This is a genomic window from Micromonospora sp. SH-82 (genome assembly GCF_051132485.1).
In the GTDB taxonomy this organism is placed as follows: Bacteria; Actinomycetota; Actinomycetes; order Mycobacteriales; family Micromonosporaceae; genus Micromonospora.
Genome location: NZ_CP148049.1, coordinates 2,968,448 through 2,986,911, shown reverse-complemented (window position 1 = coordinate 2,986,911; position 18,464 = coordinate 2,968,448). Strand labels below are relative to the sequence as shown.

Here is an 18,464-nt window from a genome sequence, read left to right as displayed (position 1 = left end):
GGTCGACGCCCCCCACCGTCAGGGGGTCGACCCGGCGGGGCCGGGGTATCGGGCACGGGGCTGCGTCGTGGACGGCCCCGAGGGCGGGGTCAGCGGGCGGCGGCGGCCAGGCGGGCCTGGCGGGCGTCGCGCTTCTCCTCGAAGCGGGCCGCGGCCTTCTCCAGGTCGTCCAGGTGCCGGCCGATCCGCTCCTGGGCGGCCTGCCCGTCGGGGCCCAGCCCGGAGACGTTGAAGACGTCCCACTGGCGCAGGACCGGCACCACCACCTCGTCGCGGTGCTGGCGCAGGTCGTAGATGCCGGCCAGGGCGATCTGCACCGACTTGCGGGTGAAGCCCTCGATGCCCACTCCCGGCATCTCGAAGTTGGTGATCACGTCGGCGACCGCCTGCATGGTCTGGTCCGGGTCCACCTCGAACGCCGCCCCGAGCAGGTTGCGGTAGAAGACCATGTGCAGGTTCTCGTCGGCGGCGATGCGGCCCAGCAGGGCGTCGCAGACGGCGTCGCCGGTGGCCTTGCCGGTGTTGCGGTGCGAGATCCGGGTCGCCAACTCCTGGAAGGAGACGTACGCCAGGGAGTTGAGCATGTGGTGGTCGTGGGCGTTGGAGTACCCGTGGGCCATGTGCACCATCCGGGCCCGCTCCAGGGCCACCGGGTCCACCGCCCGGGTGACGGTCAGGTAGTCGCGGATGGCGATGCCGTGCCGCCCCTCCTCCGCCGTCCACCGGTTCACCCAGGTCCCCCAGGCCCCGTCCCGACCGAAGAGGGTGGCGATCTGGTGGTGGTACGCGGGGAGGTTGTCCTCGGTGAGGAGGTTGACGATCAGGGCGGTCCGGGCCACGTCGGGCAGGGTCGTGTCCGCCTCGGTCCACGCCTCGCCGCCGAGGGGACCGGAGAAGGTCCGTCCCTCGCTCCACGGCACGTACTCGTGGGGGAACCACTCCTTGGCCATGGTGAGGTGACGGTTGAGGTTCCGCTCCACCACGGGTTCGAGTTCGTGGAGCAGGGCGGTCTGACTCAGTGCGGTCACGAGGATCTCCCTACGGTGGCGTAACTTACGCCACCGTAGGTCGCATCCGGCGTACGCGCCAGTAACGTCGACGGGGTGGCGACTCAGGTCACCACCGGCCGCAGGTCCGTCACAGGCGGGCTCCACCGGTCCGCCACCGCGCTCACCTGCTCACCGGAGCGGATGTCCTTGACCTCGTCGGATGCCCCCTCGACCCCGGGGAACCACACGTACGGCACTCCGCGCCGCTCGGCGTACCGGATCTGCTTGCCGAACTTCGCCGCGCTCGGCGACACCTCGGTCGCGATCCCCCGCCGACGCAACGCCTCGGCGACCCGGTTGCTCGCCGCCCGCTGATCCTCACTGGTCACCGCGACCAGGACACAGGTCGGCACCGACCGGGACACCGACAGCTCCCCGGCACCGAAGAGCAGGCCGAGCAGGCGGGTCACCCCGATCGAGATCCCCACCCCCGGGTACGCGACAGCGCCCGCGCTGGCCAGTGTGTCGTACCGGCCGCCGGAGCAGATCGACCCGAACCGCTCGTACCCGGCGAGCTGGGTCTCGTAGACGGTGCCGGTGTAGTAGTCCAGGCCCCGGGCGATGCGCAGGTCTGCCACGCAGAGGCCGGGCGCGTGCTCGGCAGCGGTCTCGACGACCGTCACCAGCTCGGCGAGCCCCTCGTCGAGCAGGGGGTCACTGACCCCGAGCGCCCGGACGGCGTCGGCGAACGAGGCGTCGGGTGCGGAGATCCCCGCCAACGCCAGGCACGCCTCGGCCTGTGACCGGCTCGCCCCGGCGGTCTCGGCGAGCAGGTCGGCCACCTTCGCCGGACCGATCTTGTCGAGCTTGTCCACCGCCCGCAGCGTCGCCTCCGGGTCGGTCAGCCCGATCCCCCGGTAGAAACCCTCACAGATCTTGCGGTTGTTGACCTGGATCGTCACCGGCGGGATCGGCAGCGACCGGAGCGCGTCCCCGATCACCAGGGGCATCTCCGCCTCGTGGTGGGAGGCCAGGGTGTCCCGGTCGACGATGTCGATGTCGGCCTGGACGAACTCCCGGTACCGCCCCTCCTGGGGGCGCTCCCCCCGCCACACCTTCTGGATCTGGTAGCGACGGAACGGGAACTGGAGCTTCCCGGCGTTCTCAAGCACGTACCTGGCGAACGGGACGGTGAGGTCGAAGTGCAGACCGAGGGTGTCGTCCCCGCCCGACGTCCCCGCCTCGTCGTGCAGTCGCCGGATCACGTAGACCTCCTTGGAGGTCTCCCCCTTGCGCAGCAGCTGGTCGAGGGGCTCCACCGCGCGGGTCTCCAGCGGCGCGAACCCGTACAGCTCGAACGTGCCGCGGATCCGGTCCAGCACGTACTGCTCGATCATCCGCTGCTGCGGAGTCCACTCCGGGAACCCGGAGATGGGGGTGGGCTTGCTCATCGATGCTCCGTTCACGCCGCCCGCGCCCATCCGGCGCGAACGCGAAGGTGTGTCGGTGCGGCCGACCCCGGCCGCGCGGGAAGTCCGGGCCGCCGAGGTCACAGACCGCGGGTCGGTGCGGCGCCCCCGGCACCCGACGCCTCGGCGAGGTACGGGTTCGTCGCGCGCTCCCGACCGATCGTGGTGGCCGGGCCGTGACCCGGCAGGACGACGGTGTCGTCGGCCAGCGGGAGGATCTTCTTGCGGAGACTGGTGAGCATCGCCGGCATGCTCCCCCCGGGCAGGTCGGTACGGCCGATCGACCCGGCGAAGAGCACGTCACCGGAGAGGCAGAGCTGCTCGGCCTCCCAGGCCGGGTCCTCCCCGGCTGGCAGCCGGAACAGCACCGAACCGCCGGTGTGCCCAGGGGCGTGGTCGACGGTGATCTCCAGCCCGGCCAGGTGCAGCGTCCCCCCGTCGGTCAGCTCGGCGACGTCCTCCGGCTCGGTGTAGGGCAGCCGCCCCCCGAACAGCGCGGTGAGGTCGGCGGAGAGCCCCTTGGCCGGGTCGGCGAGCATCTCCCGGTCGCCGGGATGCACGTACGCGGTGATGCCCCGGGCACCGCAGACCGGTGCCACCGAGAAGGTGTGGTCGAGGTGCCCGTGGGTGAGCAGCACCGCCGCCGGATGCAGCCGGTGCTCGGCGAGCAGGGCGTCGAGCTGGTCGAGGACCCCGATCCCGGGATCGACCACCACACACTGCTCCCCCGGCCCGGCAGCCACCACGTAGCAGTTGGTGCCGAACGCCTGTGCGGGAAAGCCGGCCACGAGCACGTCCGCGCCCCTTCCGTCGAGCTGTCATCCGCTCAGCAGCCTAGCCGTCGGTGATCGGGGCACCGGCGGCGACGCCGATCACCGAGGGGCGGTTCGCCACCTCGTACACGACTTTCCCAGCTGTTACCCGTACACTCTGGCGGGCGTGTGGCGTGGCGCACGGTGACACCCGACGGGCGCGTCCGCCCACTCGCGACCACCAGGGTAGAGGAGAGGGGTGCACCGGTGGCTTCCAGCAGGGACCGGCAGCGCAAACTGGCGCGGGCCAAGCTCGACCGCCAGCAGGCCCGGCGGGCCGCCACCGCCAAACGTCGCCGGCAGGTCCAGGCCGGTGTCGGGGTGGCCGTGGTGCTGGCGCTGATCGTCGCCGGCTCGGCGTGGGCGTTCGGTGCGTTCGACTCCGAACCGGCCGACCAGACGGCCCTCGACAACGAGGTCTGCGCCTGGACGCCGCAGGACGGCAACGCCAACACCAGCCTCAAGGACGTCGGCCTGCCCCCCACCGCCGACCTGCCCACCGAGGGCACCCGCCCGATGACGATCACCACCGGCCAGGGCACGATCACCGCCGCCCTGGACCTGGCGGTCGCGCCGTGCAGCGCGGCGAGCATCGACCACCTGGCCGGGCGGTCGTTCTACGACAACACCACCTGTCACGAGATCACCGAGGAGGGGGCGCTGCGCTGCGGCGACCCCAGCGGCACCGGCATCGGCGGCCCCACCTACTCCTTCTACAACGAGAACGTCCCCACCGGCACCCCCGAGGCGTCGGGCAGCCCCGCCCCCGAGGGGGAGCCGGCCTACCCGAAGGGCACCGTGGCGATGATCGGCACCGCGCCGGGTGCCAACGGCAGTCAGTTCCTGCTCTTCTTCGAGGACTTCGACCCGGAGGAGCCGACGTACCCGGTCATCGGTCGGATCACCGAGGGGCTGGACGTGGTGGAGAAGATCGGTGATCTGCCGACGGTCGAGGACGCCGTCGGGAACAAGGTCAAGCCCGAGACCGACGTGACGATCCAGACGCTGACCGTCGGCCAGCCCGGGCAGGACACCGCCCCGGCCAGCCCCGACGCCGGCTGACGGGACACACCCGCACCTCGACCAGGGGCCGGCCCGGCACCGGGACCGATCGGCGCGAGGCGGCCCAGCAGACCACGCGGCACCAGAGGGCGCCCGAGCAGTCCAGGAGGATCAAGGCGTGACGTCCACCAGAGACCGGCAGCGCGCGGCGGCGCGGGCCCGACTTGAGAAGGACATGGCCGAACGTGCGGCCAAGGCCCGCAGGCGCCGTCAGACCCAGGCCATCGTGGCAGCCGCAGGGGCCCTGGTGCTGGTGGTGGCCGGTTCGGTCTGGCTGGCCGGCCAGTTCGGCGGCGACGAACCGGAGCAGACCGCCGGACCGGCTGCCGGGCGGGTCCAGTGCGCCTTCACCGAGGTCCCCACCGACCAGCGGCCCCCACAGATCAAGGATGTCGGGCTGCCCGGCGCCGAGCAGCCGAACACCGGGGTCCAGACCCTGACGATCACCACCAACCTGGGTCCGATCACCGCCCGGGTCGACCGCGCCGCCGTCCCCTGCACCGCGGGCAGCTTCGCCCACCTGGCCGCCGAGGACTTCTTCGACAACACCAAGTGCCACCGGCTGGTCACCGAGGGGATCAAGGTCCTCCAGTGCGGCGACCCGAGCGCATCGGGGAAGGGGTGGCGCGACACCGACGGCATCGGCGGCCCGAGCTACCGGCTCGCCGAGGAGAACCTGCCGACCGACAAGCGCCCGCCCTACCCGGAGGGCGTCATCGCGATGGCCAACGCCGGGCCAGACAGCACCGGCAGCCAGTTCTTCATCGTCTATGGTGACTCGCCGCTGGACCCGAACTACACGGTCCTCGGCACCCTCACCGGGGGGCTGGACATCGTCAAGGAGGTCGCCGCCGCCGGTGACGACGGGGCGTTCGCCCAGCAGGCCGGGGGTGGCCACCCGAAGAAGGAGGTCGTCATCACCGACCTCACCCTGACCGACGCCTGACCCTCGGCACATCCGAGAAACGCCCGCCCGGCCCCGCTGGCGGGCGTTTCTCGTGATCCGGTCGCCTCAGGCGTTGGAGGTGACCCGGTAGGCGTCGAAGACCCCGTCGACCTTACGGACAGCGGCCAGCAGGTGCCCCAGGTGCTTGGGGTCGGCCATCTCGAAGCTGAACCGGCTCACCGCCACCCGGTCCCGGGTGGTGGTGACGGTGGCGGAGAGGATGTTGACCCGTTCCTCGGAGAGCATCCGGGTCACGTCGGCCAGCAGCTTGTGCCGGTCGAGCGCCTCCACCTGGATGGCGACCAGGAACGTGGAGGCCGAGGTGAGCTTCCAGCTGACCTCGACGACCCGTTCCTCCTGGGCCCTGAGGTCCTCGGCGTTGGCGCAGTCGTCGCGGTGCACGCTCACCCCGCCGGAGCGGGTCACGAAGCCGAACACGGTGTCCGGCGGCACCGGGGTGCAGCAGCGGGCCAGCTTGATCCAGACGTCGCTGACCCCCCTGACCACCACCCCGGGGTCGTGGCTGCTGGCCCGGCTGCGCGGCGGGCGGGTGGCGACGGCGGTCTCGGCGATGTCCTCGACCGCGCCCTCCTCCCCGCCGTACGTGGCCATCAGCTTCTGAACCACCGACTGGGCCGAGACCTGGCTGTCGCCGACCGCCGCGTACAGCGAGGCGGCGTCGGCCAGGTGCAGGTCACGGGCGATCGCCATCAGGTTGTCGGAGGTCAGCATGCGTTGCAGGGGCATGCCCTGCTTACGCATCGCCTTGACGATCGCGTCCTTACCGGCCTCGATCGCCTCCTCGCGCCGCTCCTTGTTGAAGTACTGACGGATCTTCGTCCGGGCCCGGGGGCTCTTGACGAAACCGAGCCAGTCCTGGGTCGGGCCGGCCGTGTCGGACTTCGAGGTGAAGATCTCGATCACGTCGCCGTTGGAGAGCGTCGACTCCAGGGGCACCAGCTTGCCGTTGACCCGGGCACCGATGCACTTGTGCCCGACCTCGGTGTGCACCGCGTACGCGAAGTCCACGGGGGTGGAGCCGGTGGGCAGCGGGATGACGTCACCCTTGGGGGTGAAGACGTACACCTCCTGGCTGGACAGGTCGAACCGCAGCGCGTCGAGGAACTCGCTCGGGTCGGCCGCCTCCCGCTGCCAGTCCAACAACTGCCGCAGCCAGGTCATCTCGTCGATGTGCGCGGGCGGACCGACGATCTGGGTGCCCTTGTGGTCCTTGTACTTCCAGTGCGCGGCGATGCCGAACTCGGCGGTGCGGTGCATCGCGTACGTCCGGATCTGCATCTCCACCGGCTTGCCGGTGGGCCCGATGACAGTCGTGTGCAACGACTGGTACATGTTGAACTTGGGCATCGCGATGTAGTCCTTGAACCGGCCGGGGACCGGCTGCCAGTTCGCGTGGATCACACCCAGGGCGGCGTAGCAGTCCCGCACCGTGTCGACCAGGATCCGCACCCCGACCAGGTCGTAGATGTCGTTGAAGTCCCGCCCCCGCACGATCATCTTCTGGTAGATCGAGTAGAGGTGCTTCGGCCGGCCGGTGGTCTCCGCCTTGATCTTGGCGGCCTTGAGGTCGGTGCCGACCTTCTGGGTGACCTGCTTGAGCAGCGACTCGCGCTGCGGCTGGTGCTCCCCGATCAGCCGGTTGATCTCCTCGTACCGCTTCGGGAAGAGGGTCCCGAAGGCCAGGTCCTCCAACTCCCACTTGATCGTGTTCATACCGAGGCGGTGGGCGAGGGGGGCGAGGATCTCCAGCGTCTCCTTCGCCTTCTGCTCCCGCTTGGGTGCCGGCAGGAAGGAGAGGGTCCGCATGTTGTGCAGCCGGTCGGCCAGCTTGATCACCAGGACCCGGGGGTCCTTCGCCATCGCCACGACCATCTTGCGGATGGTCTCGGCCTTGGCCGCGTCACCCAGCTTGACCTTGTCGAGCTTGGTGACCCCGTCGACCAGGAGGGTCACCTCGCCCCCGAAGTCGGTCCGCATCTGGTCGAGGGTGTACTCGGTGTCCTCGATCGTGTCGTGCAGGAGGGCGGCGACCAGAGTGGTGGTGTCCATCCCCAGGGTGGCCAGGATGGTCGCCACCGCGAGCGGGTGGGTGATGTACGGGTCACCGGACTTGCGGTACTGCCCGGAGTGCCAGCGGGCGGCGGTGTCGAAGGCCCGCTGCAACAGGCGGGCCTCGGCCTTCGGGTGGTTCTCCCGGTGCAGCGCGATCAGCGGCTCCAGCACCTCGCTGACCTGCGACGACTGCCAGGGCGCGTTGAACCGGGCCAACCGTGCCCGCACCCGTCGACCGGTCGGGGCGTGGGAGAGCCCGAACCCGATGCTCGGGGAGGGGTCGTCGTCGACCCCGAGGCCGACGACCGCCGAACCGGTGGCGGCACCGTCGTCGGGGACGGCAGCCACCCGCGCAGCCCCCGCCCGCTCCGCCGGGGTGGACCCGGAGACGCCGTTGGCGGACTCCGTGGTCCGGGGGGTCGAGGTGCCGTTACGGCCACTCGTGGAGCCGTCAGCGTCGCCTGTGGGGTGCACCGTGCCCTCCGCCGGAGGGACGACATCGTGGGACACCGGCCTCCTCACCGATCGCCGGGATGCGCCGGGGGCGTCTCGCCGGCCGGCCTGGTCTCACACTGCCGGGCGTTCCGCCCGGTCAGCAAGGGGCAATGCTACCCGCACGCACCGTGCCCCGCCGCTCCGCCGGTCGTACCAGTTCGGGATCGGTGCACCGGTCACCGGATCAAACGGTCAACAGCGCATGGAGCGGACGCGGGGCGAGTCTGTCCCGGCCGCCGAGGAAGGCCAGTTCCAGGACCACGGAGAAGCCGGACACCGTGCCGCCGGCCCGTTCCACAAGGTCGAGGGTCGCCTCGGCGGTGCCGCCGGTGGCGAGGACGTCGTCAACGACCAGGACCCGGTGACCGGCGGTGAAGGCGTCCTCGTGCACCTCCAGGGTGGCCTCGCCGTACTCCAGGGCGTACGAGGCCGAGTGGGCGGGACGGGGCAGTTTGCCGGCCTTGCGCACCGGCACCACACCGACCCCGGTGGCGTACGCGATCGCGGCGGCGACCACGAACCCGCGCGCCTCGATCCCGGCCACCACGTCGAAGGAGTCCCGCCCGTGGTGGGCCACGATCTCGTCGGTCGCCGCCCGGAACACCGCACCGTCGGCGAAGAACGGCATCAGGTCCTTGAACAGGACACCGGGGGTGGGGAAGTCCGGGACGTCGAGCACCCGCCCGGCCACCAGCCGGGCCATCTCCGGTCCGCTGTCCCCACGGACGGTGGTGTGAGTATCCGTCACGGCGCTCTGATCCCCCTGTCGACGACGACGGCGCCCTGCCTGCCGTTGGCACAGCATGCAGGACGCCGCCTGATCGGTGGTAACCGGGTGCGACTCAGCGTCGCTTGCCCCCACCCGGACGGTTGCCCCCGGGGCGGCCGCCCCGGGCCCCGGTGGGACGCTTGCCCGTCGGACGGGCACCGACCTTCGGTGCCGCCCCGGCCAGGGCCGGGGTGCCGGCCTCCGCCTCGTCGGGCTCGCCCTCGTCGGCCGGGTCGTCGGTGCGGGCCGCGCGCTTGCCGGGGCTCTCCCCCCGGCCCAGAGCGGTCGCCCGGGCCTCGACCCGCTTGTTGTGGGCCTGGATCCTCGGCTCCCGGTTCTTCAGGACGACCAACAGCGTGGTCGCCAGCAGGATCGAGGTGAGGAAGGCCATCGCCATACCGACGAAGAGCACCAGACCGAGGTCCTTCAGGGTGCCCGCCCCGAAGAGACCGGCACCGATGAAGAGCAGACCACCCACCGGGAGCAGGGCGACCACGGACGTGTTGATCGACCGCATCAGGCTCTGGTTGATCGCCAGGTTGGTCGCGTCGGCGTAGGTCATGGTGTTGTTCGCGGTGATGCCTCTGGTGTTCTCCTGCACCTTGTCGAAGATGACCACGACGTCGTACAACGCGAAGCCGAGGATCGTCAGGAAGCCGATGACAGTCGACGGCGTGACCTCGAACCCGACGAGCGAGTAGATACCCGCGGTCAGGATCAGGTTCATCACCAGGGAGAAGACGGCCGCCGCCGCCATCCGCCACTCGAACCGGATCACCAGGTAGAGGCTGACCAGTGCGATGAACAGGACCAGACCGAGCAGCGCCCGCTGGGTGACCTGCTGACCCCAGGCCTGGCTGACCTGGTTGCCGCTGATCTGGTCGACAGGCAGTGCGAACCGCTGCGCCAGTTCCGCCCGGACCGCGTTGGACTCGTCGGTGCTCAGCTGCGACGTACGCATCTCGTAGAAGCTGCCGCTGGCGTTACCGACCTGCTGGGCGGTGACCAGTTCCGCGCCCCCGCCCGCGCTGCCGAGGACCGACTCCACCTCGGCCTCGGCGTCGGCGAGGGTGCCCACGCTGGCCGGGATCTGGAACGAGTTGCCACCGGCGAACTCGATGCCCAGGCTGAACCCACGGACCCCGATGCTGAGCAGGGCGATCAGGACGAGTGCCCCGGCCAGCGAGAACCAGAGCCTGCGCCGACCGACGACGTTGATCCCGGCCTCGCCCCGGTAGAGCCGGGCTGCGAGTGAGTTTTCCGCCATGACTCAGGCCTCCTTGACGCGCCGGGTGCGCGGGTTGGTCGGCTCCGTCCGGGGCGGCAGTGCCCGCCCCAGACCACTGACCCGCGGGGACAGGAACGCCTTCGTCCGGGCGAGCATCGCCATGATCGGGTGACGGAAGAGGAAGACCACCAGGAGGTCGATCACGGTGGCCAGACCGAGGGCGAAGGCGAAGCCCTTCACGGTGCCGACGGAGACGGCGTAGAGGACCACCGCCGACATGATGGTGATCGCGTTCGCCGAGATGATCGTCCGGCGGGCCCGGACCCACGCCCGGGGTACGGCGCTGCGTGGGCTGCGCCCCTCCCGGATCTCGTCCTTCAATCGTTCGAAGTAGATGACGAAGGAGTCCGCCGCCACACCGAGCGAGACGATGATTCCGGCGATGCCGGCGAGGGTCAGGGTGAAGCCGATCGACCGGCCGAGGAACACCAGCGCCCCGAAGAGCAGCAGCGCCGAGAGCACCAGGCTCAGGAAGATGACCGAGCCGAGCAGCCGATAGTAGAAGAACGAGTAGATGATCACCAGCAGCATGCCGATCGCGGCGGCGAGCAGACCAGCCCGCAGGTGGCTCTCACCGAGGGTGGCGGTGACGTTCTGCTGCTCCTGCTCCTCGAAGGTCACCGGGAGCGCACCGTAGCGCAGGTTGCCGGCCAGCTCCGCCGCGTCGGCCTGGGTGAAGCTACCGGTGATCTGGGAGCTACCGGTGAGCACACCCTGGATCTCCGGCGAGGAGACGATCCGGTTGTCCAGCACGACCGCGACCCGGCACTTGCCGTCCTGGCCCAGGGCGCTGGCCTCGCAGGCCTGACCCTCGTTGTTGAACGCCTCGCGGGTCAGGTTGGTCCACTTCTCCTGGCCGCTGCGCTGGAAGTCGAGGCTGACCACCCACTGGCTGGTCTGGTCGAGCACCGCGTTCGCGTCACTGACGTCGGTGCCCAGCACCTTCGCCTGGTCGAGCAGGTACTTGATGCCGCTCTCGCAGGCCACGGCCTGCTGGGTCTCGTCCTTGATCGACGCCGGCGGACGCTCGTCGAGCTGGGCGCAGCCGATGGTCGGGACGTTGTACTGGACCGGCACCGGCAGGACCGCGACCTCACGCGGGGTGAGTTCACCGAACGGCTTGAGCTTGTCGGCCAGCGACGGGTCGGTGGCCAGGTCCGCCGGGGCCTGGAGCCCGTTGGCGGTCTGCCACGCCTCGGCGCCGACCTTCTCCTCGACCGCCTTGCGCTGTGCCTCGATCCCCTCGACCACCGGCGCCTCGGCGCTCGGCGAGGGCTCGGCTGCCGACGCGTCCGGCGACGGGGTGGGGGCCATCCCGCCCTGTCCGCCGGACGGGGAGGAGGTGACCTCCGGCTCGACGCTGCCCGACGGGGAGGGGGCGGCGCTGCCCGACGGCGACGGCACCGGTGCACCCGCCTCCGGCGGCACCGGGGCGTTGAGCACCCCGCTGCCGTCGGTGGCCTTGAGGAGCTTGCGGAATCGCAGCTCGGCGGCGCTACCGACGTCGCTGAGGTCCCGGTTCTCGCCCGGCAGGGAGATCACGATGTTCCGGTCGCCCTCGGTGATCACCTCGGCCTCGGCCACACCGTAGGCGTTGACCCGGTTCTCGATGATCTGTCGAGCCTCTTCGAGGTTCTCGGAGGTCGGGGGCCGGCCGTCGACGGTGTTCGTCGCCTCCAGCGTCAGCCGGGTGCCGCCGACCAGGTCCAGACCGAGTCGGGGCTCCAACCGTTCCTTCCACCCACCGCTGGCACCTGCTGCGAAGAACACCAAGAGATAGAGGACGATGAAGATGGCCCCGAGTACGGCGAGCTGCCGTCCGGGGCGCATCTGTCCCTGAGGTGGTGCCACGGCTGTCTGTCTCCCTGTAACGGTCGCGCCGCTGGTTGCACGGCTGCGGATCTCGGGCCGGGGGTCCCGGCGACGGCTGTGCCTGGTCGGGGACCACGCCGCACGAACCCCTCACGCCGCCGGGGGGCGACGCGAGCGGGGGTGGGTACGTGCCGACGTGGTAGACCGACCCAACTATCCACTTGTGACGATATCCGCTGCCCTGCGGGCGCGGTACTACTCCTTGACGACTTCGGCGTTTTCCGCCGTGGAGGCGGCCGGGGTGGCCTCCACGTCCTCCTCCTGCTCGGCGCGCTTGACGACCCGGGCGATGGCCGGGCGGGCGTACCGGGTCTGCACGCCGGGTGCGACCTCCAGCAGGACGGTCTCGTCGTCGACACCGGTGACCGTGCCGTAGAGCCCGCCGATGGTGACCACCTCGTCGCCGGGGGCCAGCGCGGACTGCATCTGCTCAGCCTCACGGCGCCGCTTCTGCTGCGGACGGATCATCATGAAGTACATGACGCCGAAGAGCAGTGCGATCATCAACAGCGGCATGAAGCTGCCGCCGCCTCCTCCGCCGCCTTCTGCTGCGATTAGCACGGTTGTCGACCTTCCCATCAGCCCACCCTCCGGCACGGTGGGCGCCGGAGCGGAGGCGATATCTCACGTCCTGTACAGACCGCGGCGAGTCTAGTCCCTGCACCTGGGAACGCCGAATGCGGCACAGATCACGAACGGATCACGCCTGATCGGGCGCCCGGGAGAAGAGATCGGGCACGGGAGGAACATCGGCACCAAATGTACCATTCGGTGGAATACGGCCGAGATGGTGCCAGGCCGCCTCGGTGGCCACCCGCCCACGCGGGGTGCGTGCCAGCAACCCCGCCCGGACCAGGAACGGTTCGCAGACCTCCTCGACGGTGTCCGGCTGCTCCCCCACCGCCACGGCGAGGGTGGAGAGCCCCACCGGACCGCCCCGGAACGAGTCGACCAGGCTGGTGAGGACCGCCCGGTCCAGCCGGTCCAGGCCCAGGGCGTCGACGTCGTACACGGTGAGTGCGGCGCGGGCGGTCTCCAGGGTGACCACCCCGTCCGCCCGGACCTCGGCGTAGTCGCGGACCCGGCGCAGCAGCCGGTTGGCGATCCGGGGGGTGCCCCGGGACCGACCGGCGACCTCGGCGGCCCCGTCGTCGGTGATCGGCACCCCGAGGATCCGGGCCGAGCGGTGCAGGAGCGTCTCCAGGTCGGCCGGGGCGTAGAAGTCCAGGTGGGCGACGAAGCCGAAGCGGTCCCGCATCGGCCCGGTCAGCAGACCGGACCGGGTCGTCGCCCCGACCAGGGTGAACGGCTCCACGTCCAGGGGGATGGCGGTGGCCCCCGGTCCCTTGCCGACCACCACGTCGACCCGGAAGTCCTCCATGGCGCTGTAGAGCAGCTCCTCGGCCGGCCGGGCGATCCGGTGGATCTCGTCGATGAACAGCACGTCGCCCGGGGCGAGACCGGTCAGGATGGCGGCCAGGTCACCGGAGCGCTCGATCGCCGGGCCGCTAGTCACCCGGATGCTGGTGCCCAACTCGGCGGCGACGATGTTCGCCAGGGAGGTCTTGCCCAGCCCGGGAGGACCGGAGAGCAGGATGTGGTCCGGCGGGGTACCGCGTCGCATCGCCCCCTGCAACAGCAGGTCGAGCTGGTCGCGGACCCGGTGCTGGGCGATGAACTCGGCCAGCCGACGGGGCCGGACGCTGACCTCCGCCTCCCGCTCGGCGTCGGTGGCGTACGCCGAGACCAGGTTGGGCTCCGTCATCGGGTGTCCCTCGTTCGCTGCCGCCGGTGGGTCCCCGCCGTCATCGGGTCCGGCCCAGGAGGCGGATGGCCTGCTTCAGCAGGACCGGCACCGGCGGGGTCGGCCCGTCGACCGTCTCGGCGACCGCCGCCACCGCCTGGTCGGCCTGTCCGGCCGTCCAGCCGAGTCCGACGAGCGCCTGCCGGACCTGCTCCGGCCAGGCCCCGCCGGTGACCCCGGCGGCCCCGTCGGCGCCCACCGGGACCGGACCGATCCGGTCGCGCAGTTCGAGGACCAGCCGCTCGGCACCCTTCTTGCCGATCCCGGGCACCCGGGTCAGCACCGCCGTGTCGGCGTTGGCGACGGCCTTACGGACCTCGTCGGGGGTGAGGACGGCGAGCACCGCCTGGGCGAGTCGGGGACCCACCCCGCTGGCGGTCTGGAGCAGCTCGAACAGCGCCTTGGTGTCGTCGTCGGCGAAGCCGTAGAGGGTCAACGAGTCCTCTCGGACGACCAGGCTGGTGGCCAACCGGGCCGCCGTGCCGACCCGCAGTCCGGCAAGGGTGCCGGGGGAACACTGGACGGCGAGCCCGACCCCCCCGACCTCCACCACCGCGTGGTCCGGACCGGTCGCGACGACGGTCCCGCTGACGCTGGCGATCATCTCGTTCCTCCTCGTCGGACCCGCTCGGCCGCCGCGGCGAGCTTCGACCGGGTCCCCCCGCGCCACACGTGGCAGATCGCCAACGCGAGGGCGTCGGCGGCGTCGGCCGGCTTGGGCGGCTCGGCCAGCCGGAGCAGTCGGGTCACCATCATCGTCATCTGCCGCTTGTCGGCCTGACCGGAACCGGTCACGGCGGCCTTCACCTCGCTGGGGGTGTACGTCTGCACCGGGAGCCCGGCCCGGGCGCCCGCCAGGACGGCGATCCCGCTGGCCTGGGCGGTGCCCATCACCGTACGGACGTTGTGCTGACTGAACACCCGCTCGACGGCGACCGCGTCCGGCCGGTACTCGGCGACCAGGTCGGTGAGGGCGCGGTCCAGGTGCAGCAGGCGGATCGGCAGTTCCTCGTCGGGTTCGGTCCGGACGACGTGGTAGGCCACGAGCGTGCACGGTCGCCCCGGCACGCCTTCCACCACGCCGACCCCGCACCGGGTCAGCCCCGGGTCGACGCCGAGCACGCGCACGCCGCCCCCTCCCCGGTCGTCAGCAGTACGTGTGTTCGACACCCTACTTGTCGGCCGCATCGGGCGCGCCGGGGGACACGCCGGGACACGCCGAGGCGGGCCGGGTCACGCCGGGGCAGCCGGGACGCGACGGGACGGGCCACCTCACGCCGGGGCGGGCGGGGCGCCGAATCACGCCGGGACAGTCGGGATGCGGACCGGGGCGGTGGGGGTCAGCCGGGCGGACCGGCCACGACGGCCAGCCGCAGGGCGGCGTCGCGCAGCCGGGTGCCACGCCGGAGGCGGGCCAGCCGTCCGGCGCCCCGGGCCAGGGCCACCATCCGCCGGGTGGGCGGGCGACGGCGCCTGTCGTACTCCCGCAGCCCCGCCGCGACGTCGACGTCCGGGCCCAGGCACTCGGCCAGCACCACCGCGTCGATCAGTGCCTGGCAGGCGCCCTGCCCCAGGTCGGGGGTCATCGCGTGGGCGGCGTCGCCGAGCAGGGCGACGTGACCGTCGACGTAGCTCGGCAGCGGGGTGAGGTCGTGGACGTCGTGGCAGAGCACCTCGGCCGGGTCCATCGTGTCCAGCAGGCGCGGGATCGGGTCGTGCCAGTCGCCGAAGACCCGGCGCAGTTCGGCCGGGTGCCCGTCGGCGGGACGCCACCCGGCCGGGGCGGTGCGGACGGCGTACCAGTTGGTCCGGCCGGGTCCCACCGGGGTGAGGCCGAACTTCGCCCCCCGCCCCCAGGTCTCCCCGCCGACGGCGACGTCCAGGGGGGCCAGGCCACGCCAGGCCACGACACCGGCGTGCCGCAGGGGGTACCTGTCGCCGTACAGGGCGGACCGGACCGCGCTGCGCAGGCCGTCGGCGCCGACCACCAGGTCGTGGTCGGCGGCGAGGCCGGCCGACGAGGTCACCGGTTCGGCGAAGCGCACCACGCCCTCGGGGAGCGCCTCGGCGAGCAGCCGCAGGAGGACGGGTCGACCGAGGAGGTGGACGGTGTCGCCGTGCCGGCGGGCGAGCCGGCCGGTGTCCATGGTGGCGATCCGGGTGCCGTCGGGGCGGCGGAACTCGCCGCCGAGCTGGGGTCTCCCCCGCCGTCGGGCCTGTTCCCCCACGCCCAGGTCGTCCAGGGCGCGCAGGGCGGTGGGCCAGATGCCCAGGCCGGTGCCGGTCGTCGGGAGGTCGGCCTCCCGTTCCAGGACCGTCACCGTCCACCCTCGGCGACGCAGACCGATCGCCGTCGCCAGTCCACCGATCCCGCCACCCACGACCACCGCTCGTCGACCCATGCCCCGCACCGTACTACAGATGTAGTGACCCTGACTACGCCTGTAGTGTGACCGGGTGACAGATCGGCGGCAGCACCTGCTCGACGCGGCGATCCGGGTCCTCGGCACCCGGGGACTCCGCCAGCTCACCCACCGCGCCGTGGACCAGGAAGCCGGGCTGCCCCAGGGCTCCACCTCCAACCAGTTCCGGACCCGCGACGCGCTGCTCACCGGGGTCCTGGAGCGGCTGGTGGAGGTGGAGACGGCGGCGTGGGACGCGCTCGCCGTCGACCTCGTCCCCGCAGACGTCGCCGGATTCGTGACGGTGCTCGGCAGGTTGCTCCGACAGTTCACCGCCGACCGACGGGACCTGGTCCTGGCCCGGCACTCCCTGTTCCTCGAGGCGGCCGTCCGGCCCGAACTGCGCCCGGCCATCACCGCCGGGCGACAGCGGCTGGCCGGGTGGGGGGTACCGCTGATGACGGGGTTGGGCTCGACCGACCCGCAGGCCCACTTCCGGGTCCTGCTCGACCTCGTCGAAGGCCTGCTGGTCGGCCAGCTCGCCCACCCGGAGCCCGACTTCGCCCCGGAGACCGCCCTCACCGCCCTCCTGACCGGACTCCTGACCCGACCGTCCGACTCCTGACCCGGCCGGTGGCCTTTCTGGCTCGGTAAGCGGACTCCGCACCCGGCCGCCGGGGCTCAGCAGACCCGAACGGCCTCCGCGAGACCCACCAACCGGATGATCGACGACGGCAGTGGTTCGATCCACCCCGGCCCGGCGGCGAGGACCCGGACCGACGGGAAGTCCCTGGCGAACCGGATCAGGCGGTACGTCCGGCCGGTGACCGGGGTCTGCGCCCAGACCACCACCGAGTGGGGACGGGCCCGGTACACCGCCCCGGCCAGCCCCGCCCAGGGCAGCGCCGGGCCGAGCAGGAGGCTGCCCCGGCGCAGCTCACGCCGGGCCGCGGCGAGCGCGTGCAGCCCGAGGCAGTGCAGTTCCTGCTCCGCACCGGCCAACAACACCCCGTCCGGGGCGTACGGCCGCCGAGGGTGCCGCCGGTGCACGTCCAACCCGACCCGAATCCCCTCGGACAACGCGTGCTCCACGGCGATCTCGGTGGGTTCCCGACCCGGCGACGCCGCCAGCAGCGGCACGCAGACCCGCTCCCAGTACGGCACCACCCCGAACCGGTCGGCGCTGTCCGACACCAGACCGGCGATGAGATTGGTGTCCAGATCCTCCGCCGCCCTCGACAGCCGCTTACGGGTCGTCTCCACGGCGTCGGTCGGCATCGGATCGGTCGGCACCAGACGCTCCCGGCGGGTAGACGGTCACTACCGCAGAGATTCGTCGGGAACCCGGCCCCTGGATGCGCCCGCCCGGGCCGCGCCCCTCAGTCGGTCAACGCGGCGAGCGCCAGGTCCACGTCCTGCACGGTCGAGTAGAGGTGGAACGAGGCACGGACCTGGCCCGCCCGGACGGCCGCGCGCACCCCGGCCCGGGCCAGCCGCTGCTCGGCCTGCGGCACGTCGACGGCGACGATGGCGCTGTCCCCCTCGGGCTGCCCCAACCCGGTCAGGAACCGGTTGGCCAACCCCACGTCGTACGCCCGGACGGCGGCCGTCCCCACCTCGGCGAGCAACTCCAGGGCCGGGGCTGCGGCGACGAAACTGAACCAGGCCGGGGAGAGGTCGAACCGTCGGGCGTCGGTGGCCAGCCGCAGCGGAGGGCCGTAGTAGGAGGTGTGCGGGTCCTGCCCGGCGTACCAGCTGGCCGTGTCGGGGCGCAGCGTCTCCCGCAGGCCCGGCGCGAGGTAGCCGAAGGCCACCCCACGGGGCGCCATCAGCCACTTGTACGCGGCCACCACCACCGCGTCGGCGAGGGTGGCGTCGAACGGCAGCCAGCCACACGCCTGGGTGGCGTCCACCACCACCAGCGCGTCGTGGGCCCGGGCGGCGGCCACCACCCGGTCGTACGGCGCCACCGTCCCGTCGGCGGACTGCACCAGGCTGAACGCGACGAGGTCGGTGTCGGAGTCGATGGCGTCCACCAGCCGGTCCAGGGCGACGGTCCGGACCCGGACCCCGCGTTCGGCCTGGACCAGCCACGGGAAGAGGTTGGTGGTGAACTCGACCTCCGGGACCACGACCGTGGCCCCGGCGGGCATGGCGGCGGCGATCGGGGCGAGCAGTTGCGCCGCGGTGGCCCCGACCGTCACGTCGGCGACCGGTGCCCCCACCAGGGCGGCGAAGGCCGCCCGGGACCGGCCGGTCGCCTCGTCCCACCCCTCCCAGGAGGTACGCCCCACCCGCCAGTCGGCCAGGGCCGCCTGGAGGGCGTCCCACGACGAGTCGGGCGGCAGCCCGTAGCTGGCGGTGTTCAGCCAACCCGGTTCGGGGTGCCAGAGCCGTTGTGCCTGTGCCAGTTCCACCGGTCCGACGCTAGCGACGGGTGGGGCGGGTCGGCAGAGCCAATTCCGCCCCGGTGGCCGTCGGGG

General features: G+C 71.9%; 17 protein-coding genes. 3 read left to right on the top strand and 14 right to left on the bottom strand.

The window, feature by feature from the left end:
* Positions 1-89: 89 nt before the first annotated feature.
* From WHN02_RS13740 to WHN02_RS13730, 3 genes are all read right to left on the bottom strand, one after another.
* A complete protein-coding gene (locus WHN02_RS13740) occupies positions 90-1,028 on the bottom strand; it encodes an acyl-ACP desaturase (protein ID WP_434743673.1) in 939 nt (312 codons plus the stop codon).
* A gap of 83 nt (positions 1,029-1,111) precedes the next feature.
* A complete protein-coding gene (hisS, locus tag WHN02_RS13735) occupies positions 1,112-2,440 on the bottom strand; it encodes a histidine--tRNA ligase (protein WP_434743672.1) in 1,329 nt (442 codons plus the stop codon).
* Positions 2,441-2,538: 98 nt separating this feature from the next.
* Positions 2,539-3,252 (bottom strand): MBL fold metallo-hydrolase, encoded by a 714-nt coding sequence (locus WHN02_RS13730; RefSeq protein ID WP_434743671.1) that lies wholly within the window; start codon positions 3,250-3,252, stop codon positions 2,539-2,541.
* Positions 3,253-3,477: 225 nt separating this feature from the next.
* Between WHN02_RS13730 and WHN02_RS13725 the strand changes: the two genes are divergently transcribed.
* Both WHN02_RS13725 and WHN02_RS13720 read left to right on the top strand, forming a co-directional pair.
* A complete protein-coding gene (locus tag WHN02_RS13725) occupies positions 3,478-4,332 on the top strand; it encodes a peptidylprolyl isomerase (RefSeq protein ID WP_434743670.1) in 855 nt (284 codons plus the stop codon).
* Positions 4,333-4,450: 118 nt separating this feature from the next.
* Entirely contained in the window at positions 4,451-5,278 is an 828-nt protein-coding gene (locus WHN02_RS13720; RefSeq protein WP_434743669.1) for a peptidylprolyl isomerase, read from the top strand.
* Between the two features lie 66 nt (positions 5,279-5,344).
* Here WHN02_RS13720 and WHN02_RS13715 read toward each other — a convergent pair whose 3' ends face one another.
* The 9 genes from WHN02_RS13715 to WHN02_RS13675 all read right to left on the bottom strand — a co-directional run bounded on the left by WHN02_RS13715 (position 5,345) and on the right by WHN02_RS13675 (position 15,981).
* The gene (locus WHN02_RS13715) at positions 5,345-7,861 is read right to left on the bottom strand and encodes a RelA/SpoT family protein (protein ID WP_434743668.1); all 2,517 of its coding nucleotides are present in this window, start codon (positions 7,859-7,861) and stop codon (positions 5,345-5,347) included.
* 169 nt (positions 7,862-8,030) lie between these two features.
* On the bottom strand, positions 8,031-8,594 hold the full coding sequence (locus WHN02_RS13710; RefSeq protein WP_350898530.1) for an adenine phosphoribosyltransferase: 564 nt from the start codon (positions 8,592-8,594) through the stop codon (positions 8,031-8,033).
* A 94-nt stretch (positions 8,595-8,688) separates the two neighbouring features.
* Positions 8,689-9,882, bottom strand: coding sequence for a protein translocase subunit SecF (gene secF / locus WHN02_RS13705; protein ID WP_434743667.1), 1,194 nt, complete (start codon positions 9,880-9,882; stop codon positions 8,689-8,691).
* Positions 9,883-9,885: 3 nt separating this feature from the next.
* On the bottom strand, positions 9,886-11,754 hold the full coding sequence (secD, locus tag WHN02_RS13700) for a protein translocase subunit SecD (protein ID WP_434743666.1): 1,869 nt from the start codon (positions 11,752-11,754) through the stop codon (positions 9,886-9,888).
* A gap of 216 nt (positions 11,755-11,970) precedes the next feature.
* Positions 11,971-12,336, bottom strand: coding sequence for a preprotein translocase subunit YajC (gene yajC, locus WHN02_RS13695; protein WP_434743665.1), 366 nt, complete (start codon positions 12,334-12,336; stop codon positions 11,971-11,973).
* 139 nt (positions 12,337-12,475) lie between these two features.
* Positions 12,476-13,540 (bottom strand): Holliday junction branch migration DNA helicase RuvB, encoded by a 1,065-nt coding sequence (ruvB, locus tag WHN02_RS13690; RefSeq protein ID WP_434743664.1) that lies wholly within the window; start codon positions 13,538-13,540, stop codon positions 12,476-12,478.
* Between the two features lie 40 nt (positions 13,541-13,580).
* Entirely contained in the window at positions 13,581-14,183 is a 603-nt protein-coding gene (gene ruvA, locus WHN02_RS13685; RefSeq protein ID WP_434743663.1) for a Holliday junction branch migration protein RuvA, read from the bottom strand.
* Positions 14,180-14,707 (bottom strand): crossover junction endodeoxyribonuclease RuvC, encoded by a 528-nt coding sequence (gene ruvC / locus WHN02_RS13680; protein ID WP_434743662.1) that lies wholly within the window; start codon positions 14,705-14,707, stop codon positions 14,180-14,182. Before ruvC ends, ruvA begins: the two co-directional genes overlap by 4 nt.
* A 212-nt stretch (positions 14,708-14,919) precedes the next feature.
* On the bottom strand, positions 14,920-15,981 hold the full coding sequence (locus WHN02_RS13675) for an FAD-dependent oxidoreductase (RefSeq protein ID WP_434743661.1): 1,062 nt from the start codon (positions 15,979-15,981) through the stop codon (positions 14,920-14,922).
* A gap of 55 nt (positions 15,982-16,036) precedes the next feature.
* On the opposite strand from WHN02_RS13675, the gene WHN02_RS13670 reads away from it, so the two are divergent.
* Positions 16,037-16,606, top strand: a complete 570-nt coding sequence (locus WHN02_RS13670) for a TetR/AcrR family transcriptional regulator (RefSeq protein ID WP_434743660.1) — start codon at positions 16,037-16,039, stop codon at positions 16,604-16,606.
* Positions 16,607-16,662: 56 nt separating this feature from the next.
* Here the strand turns inward: WHN02_RS13670 and WHN02_RS13665 are convergent, their stop codons facing one another.
* Entirely contained in the window at positions 16,663-17,274 is a 612-nt protein-coding gene (locus WHN02_RS13665) for a transcriptional regulator (protein ID WP_434743659.1), read from the bottom strand.
* Positions 17,275-17,360: 86 nt separating this feature from the next.
* A complete protein-coding gene (locus WHN02_RS13660; protein ID WP_434743658.1) occupies positions 17,361-18,398 on the bottom strand; it encodes an aminotransferase class V-fold PLP-dependent enzyme in 1,038 nt (345 codons plus the stop codon).
* Positions 18,399-18,464 lie beyond the last annotated feature (66 nt).